Origin of the sequence: Pandoraea pneumonica (genome assembly GCF_902459645.1) — a bacterium.
Classification (GTDB): Bacteria; Pseudomonadota; Gammaproteobacteria; order Burkholderiales; family Burkholderiaceae; genus Pandoraea; species Pandoraea pneumonica.
The window spans coordinates 968218-984231 of sequence record NZ_CABPSK010000002.1 but is presented as its reverse complement, the minus strand read 5'-3'; the positions used below and the strand labels follow the sequence as shown (position 1 = coordinate 984231).

Genomic DNA, 16014 nt, shown 5'->3' with positions numbered 1-16014 from the left:
TCAAGGAACTGACGCATGTGCAACGACGACCGCACCAGGATCATCCACGCCAAGACGGCAGCATCCGCCGCCATGGTGGCGAATGTTCGACGCGCCGTAGCGATCACCGCACGGCTCAACCGTTTGACGTTCGACGACGCGGATGAGGTGCGGGCGTTGTTCAGCGAGCTGATCGGCAAGACGGTGGACGACACCTTCCTGCTGATTCCGCCGTTTTACACCGTCGGCGGCAATGAGACGGTCATCGGTCACAACGTCTTTATCAATCAGAACTGCACGTTTCACGACCTCGGTGGCCTCGACATTGCCGATGACGTCATGATCGGACCGAACGTCAGTCTCATCACCACGAGCCATCCGCTTGATCCGTCTTCGCGTCGATCGACGACGATCGGCAAGCCCATCGCGATTGGCAAAGGCGTATGGATTGGGGCGGGCGCTATCGTCATCGGCGGCGTGAGCGTTGGCGAGAACGCCGTCATCGCCGCGGGTGCCGTGGTCACGAAAGACGTGCCGTCCAACACGCTTGTCGGCGGCAATCCTGCCCGAGTGATTCGCGCGATCGACAACATCTGACTTAGTGCAGCATCGCCTGCGCTACGCCCGCGACCGCGCAAAGCACCACAACGGCCAACGGTGGCACCTTCCAACGTGCGAGCAGAAGAAAGCCGATCACGGCGATAGCGAAGTCCGGTGTCGATACGACGGCACTCGTCCAGACCGGGTTGTATAACGCGGCCGCCAGTAACCCCACCACCGCGGCATTGACGCCTGCCAGCAGCGCCGCCATCGAGGGGCGCGCACGCAGCGTTTGCCAGAAAGGGAGCGCGGCAAGCACCAGCAATATCCCCGGCAGGAAGATGCCGACCGTGGCGAGCATGGCCCCTGTCCAATGGTTCGGCGTGCCGGTGTTCATCCACCCGAGAAACGCAGCGAACGAGAACAACGGACCGGGCACGGCCTGCGCAGCCCCATACCCCGCCAGAAAATCGTTTGACGAGACCCATCCGGTAGCCACGGTCTGCTGTTGCAGCAACGGCAGCACAACATGGCCACCACCGAAAACCAATGCCCCGGACCGATAAAAAGCTTCGAATAGGCCGAGCGCGTGCCCTGCGCCCCGCTCAGTCAGTGCGGGAAGGCCGAACAACAAGACGCAGAAGAGCATCAACGCAATAACACCGGCGGCGCGCGAGATCTTCACCTCGTGCGTCAGGGCAGGCGAGCGCGCAATGCCGCTTGACGATGCGTCGCGGCACAGCCACAGCCCAAGCCCGGCACCCAGTGCAATCACGAATAGTTGCGCATACACCGTCGACAGCGTGCTGATGGCGATGACGGCGATCAACGCAATCCCGGCACGGCGGCTATCCGGGCACAGACGCCTTGCCATATCCCACACCGCTTGCGCCACCACCGCGACCGCGACGAGCTTCAGGCCGTGGATCAAACCGGCCCCGGCCGGACCGCTCAGGTCGGGCGCCACCGCCGCAAAGCCAATGAGCAACAGCACCGACGGCAGCGTGAAGCCCACCCACGCCGCTAGGCCGCCCAGCCAACCGCCCCGCAGCAGTCCGATCGAGAAGCCCAACTGACTACTCGCCGGGCCCGGCAGGAACTGACAAAGGCCGACCAGATCGGTGAACGCGGCATCGTCGAGCCAGCGCCGCCGCTCGACGAACTCTCGCCGAAAGTACCCCAGATGCGCGATCGGGCCGCCAAAGGACGTCAGCCCGAGTTTGAGAAACGCGATGAAAACTTCCATCAATACGTCCGTCCCAACTGGAAGTAGAAGTTGTTGCGCCCGCCCGGCGCGAACGCCACCCCGAGATAGATGGGCCCGAACGACGTCGTCAGCGCCGTGAACGCCGTAATGCTTCGCCGCAGCGTTCCGCTGCCGAAACTCGCATCGCCGCCCCACACGTTGCCCGCTTCCAGACTCAGCCCCACGAAGAGGCGCCGAATCGGCGATGCGGAGAACGTCGCCAACTGGTTCATGTACGTCACCTGACTGTAGAACATCGAGTTGCCAGCCAACTGATCTGCCGCATAGGCCGACAGGTGCTGAAAGCCGCCCAGGGTGAAGCCGAACGGGTTCGTGGGATTCACGCCGCCGAAGTTGTTACCGGCTTCCACGCTGGCGTTGACGCTGTGACGTCCGTAGCTCGCTGCGACCAAGGCTTTGCCGTACACCTCGGTGTAGCTGTCGTCCCCGGCGAACAACGAACGCTCCGCACGCAACTCGAGAAAGTAGCCTTTGCGCACGAACTGCGGATCGTCCAACTGATCGATCACCAGCTTCGCGCGTGCGCTGAGCTGGCGGCCGTATATGTCGGGGAACAGCAGGTCGCGGGTCGACACCTCGTCGTCGAGCGGGATGTTGAACTGCGGCGTCGCGGTGCCGTGCGCGTAAGCAATCCCAAGTCGGAAGTCGCCCAGATGCGACAACGGAAATCCAACATCGAGACCGGCACGCTGCGTCGTCAGGCGGTATCGCGTGAGTTTGATATCCCCCGACGCGTCGTAGACGTTAGCGTGCCGACGTTGCAAATCGATGTAAGGCGCGATGTAGGGGCCCCATGCGTTCGCGATCGGCTGGCGCAACTCCATGTGAAGATCGGCCTGATCGCTGCCCACCGTGGCATCGACGCGCGCTTCAAGGCCGCTATCGGTCAGCCACGGGCGGCGATACCCGACGTGCAGGCGGAAGTTGCCCTCCTCCTTCGTCGTGGCCGAAAGCCCCAGCCCGAAGAGCAGGAAGTTCGGCCCCCAGCGCTTCTCTTGCGCGGTGACCACCAGCTTGTGCTGTCCGTTGTCTTCGACGATTTGCTGCGTCACGCTTTCGAAGTCGTCTTCGTTGGTCAGCGCTTGCAGATCCTTGTTGATACGCGCCGGGTCGTAGACATCCCCCTCTTTCACGTGAATCGCCGCCCGGATCTTCTCGGGCGGCACCACGCCGCGCGATTGAATTTCGATCTTCGCAATTCGCACCGTCTGGGGCGCGGGAATTTCATGGCGTGCGCGCCACGCGGCGTACGCCGTCGGCGACAGGGCGAGCCGCTGCAATTGCGGCAGCGCCGCGCGCGTGGCGGCCGCCCCCGCGTCGATCGCGCTGGCCGCGCTCTGAAAGTCGGTGAACGTCAGGCGGCCCAAGTCGGGCTGAATCAGCACGTCGCCGTTGTGCAACTGGTCGCGCTGCCTGGCGACGTTCTGCCGAATCAAGATGCCGATCATCTGCTGCATCACATCCGCAGGCGACGACAGTGAGTCAAGCGGGCGCAGCGGCGAACCGATGTCGACGGCAATGACGATGTCCGCGCCCATTTCACGCACGGTCTCGATCGGCAAATTGCTGGTAATGCCCCCGTCGATCAGCGTGCGGCCGTCGACATCGGTGGGCGAGAACAGGCCGGGCAACGCCATGCTCGCGCGGATGGCCTGCGGCAGCGACCCGTGATCGAGCACGACCATCTGGCCGGTGCGTAAGTCGGTCGCAATAGCGCGAAACGGAATGGGCAGGCTGTCGAACGTGACCTTGCCCGTAATGGTCGGCGTCCACTCCTGAAGCAGCGCTTGCAGACGATTGCCGTGTACCAGCCCCGAAGGCAGTTGGAAACCGTTGTTGCCGAAGCCCAGCGAGAAGCTGTCGACGTAGTAGCGCTCGTCCTCGCGCAGCGACTGCGGCAAATCGCTGCGATCCACCACGTCGAACGCCACATCGGCCAGATTCACGTTTTCGAGCCGGTGGCGCATGTCTTGGGTGTCGAGACCGCTCGCATACAGGCCGCCGACGACCGCGCCCATGCTCGCGGCGGCAATGCAGTCGACCGGGATGTGGTTTTTTTCCAGCACCTCCAGCACACCCAGATGCGCGTAGCCTCTGGCGCCGCCGCCTGAGAGCACAAGGCCGATGGACGGGCGCGTGGGGTCGCTGCCTTCTGCGCGGCAGGCTTTCGCCTGTGCCGCGCCGGGCAATGCGAGGGCGACGACGCCCGTTACGAGGGTCGCCAGCAGACCGGCGCCACAGCGGCCCCATAGACCGCAAAGGCCGATCCAGCCGACGCGGCGGGTCAGCCCCCCATCGTGCGGGGTAGGTATGCGGTGACGGCTCATCGATGACAAGGTTTCCTGAAAACCGCAAGGTTACCCGTTTCCCCTTTCCATCAAGGGTCGATGAAACGTCAGATACCCCGTGAATTCCTCCCCGTAAGGCCGGAGACTGCGCCCGTCGTTAGACGCTCAGGCATTTGTACAACAACCGGTACGGCCCGACGCCCGCTGCGACGGTGATACGGGCGAGCATGAATGGGTCGTCGTCCGCGCACACGCGTCCACGCCGCGTGGTCGTGGCGTTGCCATAGCCGGCTCGCTCCACCAGATCGCGCACTTCGCGGTTGACGTTGCCGTAGGGGTAGCAAAACGACGCCACGCGCGCGTTGCAAATGTCTTCGAGACGGCGTTTCGCGTCACCGATTTGCTGCGCGGCCGCCTGAGCCGAGACGTCGGGCAGCGACACGTGATCGACCGTGTGCGAGCCGACCTCGTGGCCATGACGCATCCACGTGAGCAGTTCCTCCCGGTACATCAGGCGGGCACGCTCGGTGGGGAGATGCGCGTCCCAATCGTTCTCGCCACCGAGGCGTCCTGCCACGAAGTAGCAGGTCGCGGTGAAACCCAGTTCGTTGAGGACCGGCATCGCATTCGTCAAGACATTGCTGTATCCGTCGTCGAACGTAATGCCGAATACGCGGCGTCGGATGGCATTGGGTTCGCGGCCGTGTTCACTCGTCAAATAGGGCTGAAGATCGCGCATGCTCAGCCCTTGATAGCCGAGACGTTTGAGCAGACGCATCTGACGGGCGAAGGTCGCGGGATCGACGCTCAAGCCGCGCAGCGGGTCGGTCGCGGCGGGTACTGGGCGGATGTGGTGATACATCAGAATCGGGAAACGCACGCGGTGACCTCATGCCAATTGCTTCGATGCGATGAGATGCACGGACAGTGCATCCATATACACGCCGTGCGTCGCCGCCGCGAAATTCTCGAAGCAGAATTCCGAGCGCGCTTTCATCGCCGCCATGTGGCCCATGAGCCGCACACGCCCCGGGTCGGCGGCGACTTCACGAAGGACTTGGGCGATGGCGCTGGCGTTGCGTGGCGGGACAATCCAGCCGTCCACACCATTCGAAACGTTCTCGGGCAGACCGCCCACATTCGATACCAGCATCGGGCACCCCATCGCCATGGCTTCACGACAGGCGTAGGAGAGGCTCTCGTGATAAGAGAGCACGAACGACACGTCGGTCACGGCCAGCAGGTCCTGCACGCTATCGAGCGAGCCGGTGAAGACCACCTGCTCGTCCAAACCGCAGCGCGACACCATCGCGCGCTGGGCATCGCTGGGGGCCGTGCCCGCAAGCCAAACGCGGAATCGGCTGCGCAGATCCGGCGGCAGCAGCATGAGTGCTGCAACCAAGTCGGCCCAGCCCTTCGAGGCCCCGGTGCCTGCCGCACTGCCGAGGAGGATCGCATCGGCCGAATTCTCGCCGAGCAACGCGGTGCGGCGTGTGCGAATCGCGTCCCAACTCAACGCCTCCTGGCCGACGGCGCGCACGCCGTGCTTGATGACGACGACGTTTCTGTAAGGCGATTTACGCTCTAGCATTTCGCGCACATAGTCGCTCACGGCAATGGTCAGACTCGTGCCGAACTTCGCGCGCAACCAGTTGCCCAGCGAGTTGGCCGCATACGTGTTGTGCTTGGTGAAGATGACTTCCGGACGCTTGGCTAAGCCGGTGATCGCGAGCATGACTTGCCGATGATCCGCCGAGCCGTTCACGTGGACGATGTCGAAACGACCCGCCTCGATCAGGCGTCGCAGCTTCAGCGTCTCGCGCAGGAAGTTCTTCCAACGCAGTTTGAAATGGATTTCGACCGTTTCGACGCCGGGAATCGGCTTCAGCTTTTCCGACAAATGACTACCGGGCGGTGACGCCACCGTAACCTGATGGCTTCGGCTCATGGCCGTCGCAAGATCGCGAATATAAGTGTCCTGGCCGCCGCCGCAGCCGACGTGAAAGTTGGTGTAAAGAATCTTCATCGGGATGGGGGGCTAAGACGACTGCGAGGTGATGGCTTCGCAAATGTTACGTATCCCGATGCGCAGATAGTGTGGAGTCCTGACGAGAAATATTTCGATTTGTCGCGGCGCTCACATTGCTGAACCTTCATTGCATTACCACGACATTTTCGCGATGTTTCACGCGTTCAGTCGCAACTGAATCGGAAGCTGTCATCCAACGCTTTCGGCAAGACGAGTGTGCGCAGATTCGCTTTTTTGGCCGCAGTACACAGCGCTCGCCGCCCCGCTTCGGTGCGATAGCTCGCGTGATATTCGGCGTTGAAGACGGGCTTTTGCTTCGCTGTGAATGCGACATAGCCCGAGCATTCGTTCTGCTCGTGACATTCCTCGTTCACCGCGAAATCGAAGAATGGCTCGAGCGCCGCCAACTGGTTGACGTCGTTCTTCAACCCGATGGCAAGACTGCGTGCATGCGCTTCTTCGGCGAGAAATCGATTGAAGTCGAGCTGATCTTGCGCGGTGAGCGCGAAGCCGGTGTCGTTGTCGTAGCCGTCTACGTTGTCGGGTTCGACGCCGTCGCAGCCTTTCACGGCGGCATGATCGAGGCGTTGCTTCATGATTTGGCGGACGTTGCCGGATCGCACATCGAGCCAGTTTTCACCCGCCCAGCCACGCATGGCTTTGCCCTTGTCCGCTGGCTTGAACGCTCCGAAATCGGCGCGCCAAGACTCCGAGCTGCCTGCGGAGAAGTAGCAAACGACTTTTCGTCCGGCGCGCTTGAGTTGCGCGATGGTGGCAGCGTCCGTATCGAATAGATCGATGTCGTAGACATTGACGTTATAAGACGTGTTGACCTTGCCCCGAAGCTGCCACTGCCACGTGTCGGCGACCGAGGGCTGCCACCGCACCGTGCCGCTCTCGCCCGCCCAGATCGCGGCTTCGTTCGAGGCAAAGATCGGCTCGCCGTGTGCCGTCGACATCTCCAGTGCGCACGCTTGCAGCGATATCGCGATGAGTGCCGCGGCCCAGATACCTATTGCTGCGCGCGCGCCGATCGTTGCCATGTTCGTTCTCCCAAATCATCGACGCCGAGGGTATGACGGCCTCCGCGCCAAGACAATTGACGCCGCGTCGGCTTTTGTCGCGATTTGTCGCCATACATCGCGCTTCGTCCAGGGCATTTGCACTTCACCGCAAGTTGCGTATAATTGAGCGCGCACTCACTCTATTTAACGGTATCGCCATGGCTCGCCCGCTTAGCCCCGAGAAACGTAACGCCCTGCTTCAGTCAGCAACGCTGGCTGTGGCCGAACATGGCGTGATGGCGACCACCTCGGCGATTGCCAAGGGCGCGGGGGTGGCGGAAGGCACGTTGTTCACGTACTTCGAGAGTAAGGAGACGCTGTTCCGCGAGTTGTATTTGCATCTGAAGGAGCAGTTGGCGCAGGCGCTGATGCCCGACTATCCGCACGGCGGCGGCTACGAGGCGCGTATGGCGCACGTGTTCGAGCGCTTTGTCGGTTGGGGACTCGACAACCCTGCGGGGCGGCACGCGATCGCGCGCCTCTCGGCGTCGGGTCTGATCCCGCAGACGACCCGGCTGCAAGGCATGGAGCCGTTTCTCGCCGTGTCGAAAATGCTGGAGGACGGTGTGCGCGAAGGCGTGCTGATCAAGGCGCCGATCTCGTTGCTCGCATCCGTCTTCGAGCAAATTGCCGATGTCACGATCGACCATGTGAATCAGCAACCCGACGCGCGCGAGCGGTTCCTGAAGCTTGGGTTCCAGATGGTGTGGCGCGGGATCACGACATAAGGCGTTTCGCCTTACGTTTCGCCTGACGTTTCGTTTTTCAAGCGATGGGGCTTCAAGCCGTTACGTTGCCCACATTTTTATCTTTTAATTGAGTGCGTGCACACGCATTTATCGTTACCGGCAAGTCCGGTTTATCTCCGCAGTAAGTCTTCAAAAGGTGACTGTCATGTCCAAAGTTTGGTTGATTACCGGTGCCGCGCGAGGGTTGGGACGTTCCATCGTCGAAGCGGTACTTAAGCAAGGCGGCAAGGTGCTCGCCACGGCCCGCGGCGACGCGCAACTCGCAGCGTTGCAGGCGCACTTTCACGCGTATGGCGAACAGCTCGCGACGTTTCCCCTCGATGTCACCGACAGCGCTCAAGCCAGCCGCGCCGTGGCAGAAGCGGTGCGCCGCTTCGGACGGCTCGACGTTCTCGTCAACAATGCCGGTTATGGGCATATCGAACCGTTCGAATACACCGCGGAAGCCGACTTCCGCGCGCAGATCGAAACCAACTTCTTTGGTGTCGTGAATCTGACGCGTGCTGCGATTCCGGTCATGCGCAGCCAAGGTAGCGGTCACATTTTCCAGGTGTCGTCGGTCGGTGGCCGGATCAGTAATCCGGGGCTCGCCGCGTATCAAGCCGCGAAATGGGCTGTAGGGGGATTCAGCGATGTGGTGGGCAAGGAAGTCGCCCCGTTCGGCGTTCGCATCTGCACGTTGGAACCCGGCGGGATGCGTACCGGTTGGGGCCAAGAGGCGCGCGAAACGTTGACGGATCTGCCGCCCGACTACGCCCCTTCGATGGGTGAATTCAAAACGCTGATCGACGCTTACGTCGGGCACGAGGTCGGTGACCCGCAGCGCATCGGCGCACTGATCGCGCAACTCGCCACGCGCGCTGACGTACCTGCGCGTCTGGTCTTGGGGTCCGACGCGTGGCAGATTTTGCAGGCGCAGGAGCAGGCGCGTTCAGCGGCCATGCAACAATGGAAACCCGTCACGATGGCCGCCGACTTCGATGCCGCGGCGCCCGAGTGGCCTACGGAGTAACGTCATGCGTATTGTCCTGTTTGGCGCGAGCGGCATGGTGGGTCAGGGTGCACTACTCGCTTGCCTGAAAGCACCCGATGTCACTGAAATTGTCGTGGTCGGCCGACAGGTGCTGGAGGGCTACGACGACCCGCGAATTCGGGTTGTCGTAGCGAGCGATTTGAAGGCGTTCGACGCATCGGCTGATGTTTTTGCCAACGTCGATGCGTGCTTCTTTTGTATTGGGGTGACGTCGTTCGGCATGTCTGAGCCGGACTATCGGGCCGTGACTTACGACCTGACGCTGCATGTTGCACAGCAATTGCTGGCGCGCAGTCCGGGAATGGCGATGGTGTATGTGTCCGGCGCCGGTGCAGACAGCAGCGAGCGCGGCAAGACGATGTGGGCTCGCGTGCGCGGACAAACGGAGAATGCCTTGCAACGCCTGCCCTTCGGCCGAGTTGCCATCTTCCGCCCCGCCGCCATCGTGCCCGAAGACGGTATTCAGTCGCGAACGGCCAGCTACCGGTGGTTGTATCTCTTGTTCGGGCCAGTGTTGGCACTTGTGCGGCGTTTTTCGCCGTCTAGCGTGCTCACGACACGCGTGGTCGGCAACGCGATGCTCAACGTCGTGCGGCGCGGCGCACCGTCGGCGATTCTCGCGCCAGCGGACATTTACCGGTTGTCGCTCGCACAGCCCTGACACTCAAGCTCGCATTGCGCTGAAACGAAAAACCCCGAGGGTCTGAGACCTTCGGGGTTTTGTTCAAGCGTGATGCTTGGTGAGGCTCGATGACGCTTTAGAACGGAATATCGTCGTCCATGTCGTCGAAGCCGCCCGACTGCTTGGCCGGGGCTTGCTGCTGACGGCCACCGCCACCACCGCCGCCACCGCCACGCGAGTAACCGCCGCCACCGCCGCCGCCTTCATCGCCGCCGCCGCGCGAATAACCACCGCCGCCGCCACCACCACCGCCTTCGCTACCACGGCCACCCAGCATTTGCATCTGGTCAGCCACGATGTCCGTGCTGTAACGGTCCGTGCCATCTTGCGCTTGGTACTTGCGCGTGCGGATCTTGCCTTCGATATACACCGACGAGCCCTTCTTCAGGTACTCATTGACGATTTCCGCGAGACGGCCGAAGAACGACACACGATGCCATTCGGTCATCTCCTTGAATTCGCCAGACTGCTTGTCCTTGTAGCGGTCGGTCGTTGCAAGACGAATGTTCGCTACCGCATCGCCGCTCGGCAGATAGCGCACTTCGGGATCGGCGCCCAGATTGCCGACCAGGATGACTTTGTTGACTGATGCCATGAAACTTTCTCCGGTATTGCTGAAATCCGTTCAGGATTGACGAGGCGCTGGTGCCTTCATCGGTGCGGCGATTATAAGCCACAGGAAAGCACCCGCTGCACAAGTCAGGAAGATTGCGTTCTGACCGTAGTGGGTCATCAGATAACCCCCTAGTGCGCCACCGCAGAACAAACCCAGCGCCTGCGTCGTATTGTAGACACCCACCGCCGCGCCCTTGCGCTGCCCCGGCGCCAGTTTCGACACCAGCGACGGCTGCGACGCTTCCAGCACATTAAAGCCGAGGAAATAAACGAACAACACGGTCGCGATCACCGCCACCGTCGGCGGCAAACCGCCCAATGCCAACTGTGCAATGGCCACCAGCGCAATCGCCGAGAGCAACACCAATTTCATCTTGCCGCGCTTTTCCGCAGCGATGATCGCGGGCACCATCGCGACGAACGAGAGCCCCATCACCGGCAGATAAATCTCCCAGTGCTGCGCCACCGGCAAGCCCGCCGCGACCAACATGCGCGGCATCGCAACAAACAGTGCCGTTTGCGTCGCATGCAACACGAAAACGCCGAAATTGAGACGCAGCAACTCCGGGTTGTGCAACACCTCGGAGAACGGCGCCGGACCGGCCTTGGCGTGAACGGGCGGGGTGGGCACCACCCACAGCACCACGAAGATCGCCACGACCGCCAAAATGCCGATGGCCGAGAACAGGCCGCTCATGCCCAGCCAGTGATAAAGGAACGGCGCACATACGATGGCGACTGCAAACGAGATGCCGATGCTGCCGCCGATCATTGCCATCGCCTTGGTGCGGTTGGCGTCGCTCGTCAGGTCGGCCACACAAGCCATCACGGCCGACGAGATCGCCCCGGCGCCCTGAATGGCACGCCCGACGATAATCCACGTCAGGTCGTGCGCCAGCGCCGCGATCAGCGAGCCGATAGCGAAGATGATCAGCCCGAAAATGATGACCGGCTTACGCCCGAGGCGGTCCGACGCCCAGCCATACGGGATGTACAGCAGCGACTGCGTCAGGCCGTAAATGCCGATGGCCAGCCCAACGAGAAACGTGTTGTTGCCGCCGGGAATGGTCTGCGCGAAAACGGAGAACACCGGCATGATCAGGAACAGGCCAAGCATGCGCAGCGCAAAGATGCTCGCCAGCGAAGCACTCGCACGCACTTCTAGCGGCGTCATGCGGCCACCACGGCCGCTGGTCGTGGCAGGGGATGCGGAAGTCACGGAATCGGTAGACATTACGTCCTGAGAGATGAAAAAGCTCGTCCAGCCTCGGATTGATCTGATGGATTGCCTGCTTAATTGTCTGACTGAGTTGCCTGACTAAGTACCTGACTGCGCGTTCGATCGCCGCCCCGCGAAACCACCGGTGCACGGCCTTCTCGGAGGCCATCTGCCCGGTCTCGGACGACATCTTGCGCTGCCATGGGGTCAGCCTCTGGTAATCGGGCCGTTCGTCCCCATCTGTCCCCACGTTGGCCACCCGCCCGCACTGTGCGATCAGCAGGTTCTGCCCCAGAAATCAAACTTAGGTATATTAGCAGGTTTAGCCGCCCGGATTTCCCCCCTGCGGTCCGCCCGACCGCTCCCGCCGCCTGCTGTGCCGATGCCCGGATTTACCGTGCCGGCGCGGCCCGACGTCCCGGGAAACCAGGGCACTTGGGGGCCGGAACCCGCTCCCGCGACAATTCGCCGCGCGGGTTCATCGGCGACGACTCCGGAACCGTCATGGAAACCATTCGTATTCGTGGGGCTCGCACCCACAACCTCAAGAACGTCAATCTCGACCTGCCCCGTCATCAGCTTGTGGTGATCACCGGCCTGTCCGGTTCTGGCAAATCGTCGCTCGCTTTCGACACGCTCTACGCCGAAGGTCAGCGCCGCTACGTCGAGAGCCTGTCGGCGTACGCCAGGCAGTTCCTGCAATTGATGGAAAAACCGGACGTCGATCTGATCGAAGGCCTCTCGCCTGCGATTTCCATCGAACAGAAGGCTACGTCGCACAACCCGCGCTCGACCGTCGGCACGGTCACGGAGATTCACGACTACCTGCGTCTGCTGTACGCCCGCGTGGGTACGCCCTACTGCCCCGATCACGGTCTGCCGCTCGAATCGCAAAACGTGTCGCAAATGGTCGACGCCGTGCTGGCCCTGCCCGAAGACACCAAGCTGATGATCCTCGCGCCGATCGTGGTCGATCGCAAAGGCGAGCATGCGGACTTGTTCGAATCGATGCAGGCACAGGGCTTCGTGCGCTTTCGCATCCGCTCGGGCGGCGGCGCGGCCAACGAAGGCACCGCGCGCGTCTACGACATCGAAGCGCTGCCCAAGCTCAAGAAAACGGAGAAGCATTCGGTCGACGTGGTGATCGATCGCGTCAAGGTCCGCCCGGATCTCAAGCAACGTCTGGCCGAATCGTTCGAGACGGCACTGCGTCTGGCCGATGGCCGCGCGATTGCCGTGGAGATGGACACCGACAAGGAACACGTTTTCAGCTCGAAGTTCGCGTGCCCGGTGTGCTCGTATTCGCTGCAAGAACTCGAGCCGCGTCTGTTCTCGTTCAACAACCCGATGGGCGCGTGCCCGACCTGCGACGGCTTGGGCCAGATGACGTTCTTCGATCCGAAGCGCGTCGTCGGCTTCCCGGCACTGTCGCTCGCCTCGGGGGCCATCAAGGGTTGGGATCGCCGCAATCAGTTCTATTTCCAGATGCTGCAAAGCCTCGCGGCGTTCTACGACTTTGACGTGGATACGCCGTTCGAGGAGTTGCCCGAAGAAACGCAAAAGATCGTGCTGTACGGCTCGGGCGAGCAAACCATTCCGTTCACGTACGTGAACGAGAAAGGACGCACGTCGGTGCGCCAGCACGAGTTCGAAGGCATCATTCCGAACCTGGAGCGCCGCTACCGCGAGACGGACTCGGTCGCGGTACGCGAAGAGCTCGCCAAGTATCAGAACAACCGCGCTTGCCCCGATTGCGAAGGCAGCCGCCTGCGCCGCGAGGCACGCTTCGTCAAAGTGGGCGAAGGCCCACAGGCGCGAGCGATCTATGAAATTGGCAACCTGCCGCTGCGCGAGACGCTTGGTTACTTCCACGAGCTCGTTCTGCACGGTTCGAAGCGCGAAATCGCCGACAAGATCGTCAAGGAAATCGTCGCGCGGCTGTCGTTCCTGAATAACGTCGGTCTCGACTATCTCTCGCTGGAGCGTAGCGCCGACACGCTCTCGGGCGGTGAAGCGCAGCGCATTCGACTCGCGTCGCAGATCGGCTCGGGCCTCACAGGTGTGATGTACGTGCTCGACGAGCCGTCCATCGGCTTGCATCAGCGCGACAACGACCGTCTGATCGGCACGCTCAAACATCTGCGCGATCTCGGCAACTCGGTGATCGTGGTCGAACACGACGAGGACATGATTCTCGCGAGCGACTACGTCGTCGACATGGGGCTGGGTGCCGGCGTGCACGGCGGGACGGTGATCGCACAAGGCAGCCCGCAGCAGATTGAAAATTCGCCGGAGTCGCTCACCGGGCAATACCTGTCGGGCGCACGCCGCATCGAAGTACCGCACGAGCGCCGCGCGCCGGGCGAGGATCGTCTGCGCATCATCGACGCCACCGGCAACAACCTCAAGCATGTGAGTCTCGACCTGCCGGTCGGCTTGCTCACCTGCGTGACGGGCGTGTCGGGCTCGGGCAAGTCGACGCTGATCAACGACACGCTTTATCACGCCGTCGCGCGGCATCTCTACGGCTCGCAGGCCGAACCTGCGCCGTACGAGCAGATCGAGGGGCTAGAACACTTCGACAAGGTCATCAACGTCGATCAATCGCCCATTGGCCGTACGCCGCGCTCGAACCCGGCCACGTACACGGGCCTGTTCACGCCGATTCGTGAGCTCTTTGCGGGCGTGCCCGCTGCCAAGGAACGCGGCTACGATCCGGGGCGCTTCTCGTTCAACGTGAAGGGCGGGCGTTGCGAAGCGTGTCAGGGCGACGGCGTCATCAAGGTGGAAATGCACTTTCTGCCCGACGTCTATGTGCCGTGCGACGTTTGCCATGGCAAGCGCTACAACCGCGAAACGCTCGAAGTGCAGTACAAAGGGCGCAATATCTCGGAAGTGCTGGACATGACGGTCGAACAGGCGCATGAGTTCTTCAAGCCTGTGCCGGTCGTGGCGCGCAAGCTCAAGACGCTGCTCGATGTGGGCCTCGGTTATATCCGGCTGGGTCAGTCGGCCACCACGCTCTCGGGCGGCGAGGCGCAGCGCGTGAAGCTGTCGCTCGAACTCTCGAAGCGTGATACGGGCCGCACGCTGTATATCCTGGATGAGCCGACGACTGGGCTGCATTTCCACGATATCGAACTGTTGCTTACGGTCATTCACCGTTTGCGCGATCAAGGCAATACGGTCGTCATCATCGAACACAACCTCGACGTGATTAAGACGGCGGACTGGGTGATCGATCTTGGGCCGGAAGGCGGCGCGGGTGGCGGGCAGATCATCGCCCAGGGCACCCCTGAGGACGTGGCAGCGAGCAAAGCCAGTTTTACCGGCAAATATCTCGCGCCGCTGCTCAAGCGCGGCTCGTAAGGTCAAATAAGCGCAAATAAGAGCAAACTGAGCGCTAGGTCTTAGACAAGGATGTAACGCATGGAACCGCGTTCTGGCTGGAATCCGGATCGAGCCTTTTGGGTCGAGCTGACGAGTTATGTTTTCGCTGCGGTCGCACTGTGGTTGGTGCTGAGCATTCACCTGCTTTCGGCTGTGCTCGCGGGGATGACGGTCTTTCAACTCGTGCACGTGCTCGGACCGCGTTTGCAATTGCGCATTTCGAGCGAGCGGGCGCGGCTCGTGGCGGTGGCGTTGCTCTCGGCGATCATCGTTGCGCTGATGACGGCGTTGATTTTCGGCATCGTGGCGTTTTTCCGCAGCGACGCCGGTCATCTGCAACACATCAATGGCCGAATGATGGAAGCGGTGGAGCAGGCGCGCACGCAATTGCCCTCGTGGATCACGGCACGGATGCCCGCCGATAGCGACGATATCCACCAAGCCGTGACCGGCTTTCTGAAAGACCACACGCAAGAGATGTCGCTGGTGGGCAAGGAAGCGCTCAACGCGATGGTGCACATCGTCGTTGGGCTGGTGCTGGGCGCGCTCGTCGCGCTCTCGACGATTCGCCCGGTGCAGCACATGCAACCGCTCGCCGCTGCGCTCTCGCGGCGCGTGACGCGCTTTGGCGACGCGTTCCGCCGCATCGTTTTCGCGCAACTCAAGATTTCGGCCATCAACACCGTGTTCACGGCGATCTTTCTGCTCGCTGTGCTGCCAATGTTCGACATTCACGTGCCGCTGCGCAAGACGATGATCGTGGTGACGTTCGTCGTCGGTTTGCTGCCGGTGGTGGGCAACCTGATCTCGAACACCTTCATCGTGGTACTCAGCCTGTCGGTATCGCTATACGTGGCGATCGCGTCGCTGGTGTTCCTGATCGTCATCCACAAGCTCGAATACTTCCTGAATGCCCGCATCGTCGGCACGCAAATCCAATCGCGCGCGTGGGAGCTACTGCTCGCCATGATCGTGATGGAAGCCGCCTTCGGCCTGCCCGGGCTCGTCGCCGCACCGATCTACTACGGTTATCTCAAGAGCGAGTTGGCGGAGAAGCAGTTGGTGTAACGGCTGTGTCGACTGTCGCACTTTGCCTGCGGCAGTCCGCTCGTCCCCTGCTCGCACCAGAACGGGATAGATTCAACATCGATTTGACATT

Annotated in this window: 13 protein-coding genes; 6 read left to right on the top strand and 7 right to left on the bottom strand. The window is 61.9% G+C overall.

Annotated elements, in window-relative coordinates:
* Positions 1-15 precede the first annotated feature (15 nt).
* Positions 16-576, top strand: a complete 561-nt coding sequence (locus PPN31114_RS13560; protein WP_150679991.1) for a sugar O-acetyltransferase — start codon at positions 16-18, stop codon at positions 574-576.
* Position 577: 1 nt separating this feature from the next.
* Here the strand turns inward: PPN31114_RS13560 and chrA are convergent, their stop codons facing one another.
* The 5 genes from chrA to PPN31114_RS13535 all read right to left on the bottom strand — a co-directional run bounded on the left by chrA (position 578) and on the right by PPN31114_RS13535 (position 7146).
* The gene (gene chrA / locus PPN31114_RS13555; RefSeq protein WP_150679990.1) at positions 578-1765 is read right to left on the bottom strand and encodes a chromate efflux transporter; all 1188 of its coding nucleotides are present in this window, start codon (positions 1763-1765) and stop codon (positions 578-580) included.
* Positions 1765-4113 (bottom strand): patatin-like phospholipase family protein, encoded by a 2349-nt coding sequence (locus PPN31114_RS13550; RefSeq protein WP_150679989.1) that lies wholly within the window; start codon positions 4111-4113, stop codon positions 1765-1767. Before PPN31114_RS13550 ends, chrA begins: the two co-directional genes overlap by 1 nt.
* A 118-nt stretch (positions 4114-4231) precedes the next feature.
* Positions 4232-4936: a polysaccharide deacetylase family protein gene (locus PPN31114_RS13545; RefSeq protein ID WP_150680414.1), complete on the bottom strand. Its 705-nt coding sequence runs from the start codon at positions 4934-4936 to the stop codon at positions 4232-4234.
* A gap of 27 nt (positions 4937-4963) precedes the next feature.
* Positions 4964-6100, bottom strand: coding sequence for a glycosyltransferase family 4 protein (locus tag PPN31114_RS13540; RefSeq protein ID WP_150679988.1), 1137 nt, complete (start codon positions 6098-6100; stop codon positions 4964-4966).
* Between the two features lie 167 nt (positions 6101-6267).
* The gene (locus PPN31114_RS13535) at positions 6268-7146 is read right to left on the bottom strand and encodes an endo alpha-1,4 polygalactosaminidase (RefSeq protein WP_150679987.1); all 879 of its coding nucleotides are present in this window, start codon (positions 7144-7146) and stop codon (positions 6268-6270) included.
* Positions 7147-7325: 179 nt separating this feature from the next.
* Between PPN31114_RS13535 and PPN31114_RS13530 the strand changes: the two genes are divergently transcribed.
* The 3 genes from PPN31114_RS13530 to PPN31114_RS13520 all read left to right on the top strand — a co-directional run bounded on the left by PPN31114_RS13530 (position 7326) and on the right by PPN31114_RS13520 (position 9610).
* A complete protein-coding gene (locus tag PPN31114_RS13530; RefSeq protein WP_150679986.1) occupies positions 7326-7895 on the top strand; it encodes a TetR/AcrR family transcriptional regulator in 570 nt (189 codons plus the stop codon).
* A gap of 166 nt (positions 7896-8061) precedes the next feature.
* Positions 8062-8928, top strand: coding sequence for an SDR family NAD(P)-dependent oxidoreductase (locus tag PPN31114_RS13525; RefSeq protein ID WP_150679985.1), 867 nt, complete (start codon positions 8062-8064; stop codon positions 8926-8928).
* A gap of 4 nt (positions 8929-8932) precedes the next feature.
* The gene (locus PPN31114_RS13520; protein WP_150679984.1) at positions 8933-9610 is read left to right on the top strand and encodes a Rossmann-fold NAD(P)-binding domain-containing protein; all 678 of its coding nucleotides are present in this window, start codon (positions 8933-8935) and stop codon (positions 9608-9610) included.
* A 97-nt stretch (positions 9611-9707) separates the two neighbouring features.
* On the opposite strand, the gene PPN31114_RS13515 is transcribed toward PPN31114_RS13520, so the two are convergent.
* Positions 9708-10226, bottom strand: coding sequence for a single-stranded DNA-binding protein (locus tag PPN31114_RS13515; protein ID WP_150679983.1), 519 nt, complete (start codon positions 10224-10226; stop codon positions 9708-9710).
* A gap of 30 nt (positions 10227-10256) precedes the next feature.
* A complete protein-coding gene (locus tag PPN31114_RS13510) occupies positions 10257-11420 on the bottom strand; it encodes an MFS transporter (RefSeq protein ID WP_150680413.1) in 1164 nt (387 codons plus the stop codon).
* A 549-nt stretch (positions 11421-11969) separates the two neighbouring features.
* On the opposite strand from PPN31114_RS13510, the gene uvrA reads away from it, so the two are divergent.
* Both uvrA and PPN31114_RS13500 read left to right on the top strand, forming a co-directional pair.
* Positions 11970-14834 (top strand): excinuclease ABC subunit UvrA, encoded by a 2865-nt coding sequence (gene uvrA / locus PPN31114_RS13505; protein WP_150679982.1) that lies wholly within the window; start codon positions 11970-11972, stop codon positions 14832-14834.
* Positions 14835-14894: 60 nt separating this feature from the next.
* A complete protein-coding gene (locus tag PPN31114_RS13500; protein ID WP_150679981.1) occupies positions 14895-15923 on the top strand; it encodes an AI-2E family transporter in 1029 nt (342 codons plus the stop codon).
* The last annotated feature ends 91 nt before the right edge of the window (positions 15924-16014 follow it).

Excerpts from the sequence above, each read along its gene's own strand:
- PPN31114_RS13560 (WP_150679991.1), top strand. The coding sequence starts at position 16 with ATGTGCAACGACGACCGCACCAGGATCATCCACGCCAAGACGGCAGCA.
- chrA (WP_150679990.1), bottom strand. The coding sequence starts at position 1,765 with ATGGAAGTTTTCATCGCGTTTCTCAAACTCGGGCTGACGTCCTTTGGC.
- PPN31114_RS13550 (WP_150679989.1), bottom strand. The coding sequence starts at position 4,113 with ATGAGCCGTCACCGCATACCTACCCCGCACGATGGGGGGCTGACCCGC.
- PPN31114_RS13545 (WP_150680414.1), bottom strand. The coding sequence starts at position 4,936 with ATGTATCACCACATCCGCCCAGTACCCGCCGCGACCGACCCGCTGCGC.
- PPN31114_RS13540 (WP_150679988.1), bottom strand. The coding sequence starts at position 6,100 with ATGAAGATTCTTTACACCAACTTTCACGTCGGCTGCGGCGGCGGCCAG.
- PPN31114_RS13535 (WP_150679987.1), bottom strand. The coding sequence starts at position 7,146 with ATGGCAACGATCGGCGCGCGCGCAGCAATAGGTATCTGGGCCGCGGCA.
- PPN31114_RS13530 (WP_150679986.1), top strand. The coding sequence starts at position 7,326 with ATGGCTCGCCCGCTTAGCCCCGAGAAACGTAACGCCCTGCTTCAGTCA.
- PPN31114_RS13525 (WP_150679985.1), top strand. The coding sequence starts at position 8,062 with ATGTCCAAAGTTTGGTTGATTACCGGTGCCGCGCGAGGGTTGGGACGT.
- PPN31114_RS13520 (WP_150679984.1), top strand. The coding sequence starts at position 8,933 with ATGCGTATTGTCCTGTTTGGCGCGAGCGGCATGGTGGGTCAGGGTGCA.
- PPN31114_RS13515 (WP_150679983.1), bottom strand. The coding sequence starts at position 10,226 with ATGGCATCAGTCAACAAAGTCATCCTGGTCGGCAATCTGGGCGCCGAT.
- PPN31114_RS13510 (WP_150680413.1), bottom strand. The coding sequence starts at position 11,420 with ATGACGCCGCTAGAAGTGCGTGCGAGTGCTTCGCTGGCGAGCATCTTT.
- uvrA (WP_150679982.1), top strand. The coding sequence starts at position 11,970 with ATGGAAACCATTCGTATTCGTGGGGCTCGCACCCACAACCTCAAGAAC.
- PPN31114_RS13500 (WP_150679981.1), top strand. The coding sequence starts at position 14,895 with ATGGAACCGCGTTCTGGCTGGAATCCGGATCGAGCCTTTTGGGTCGAG.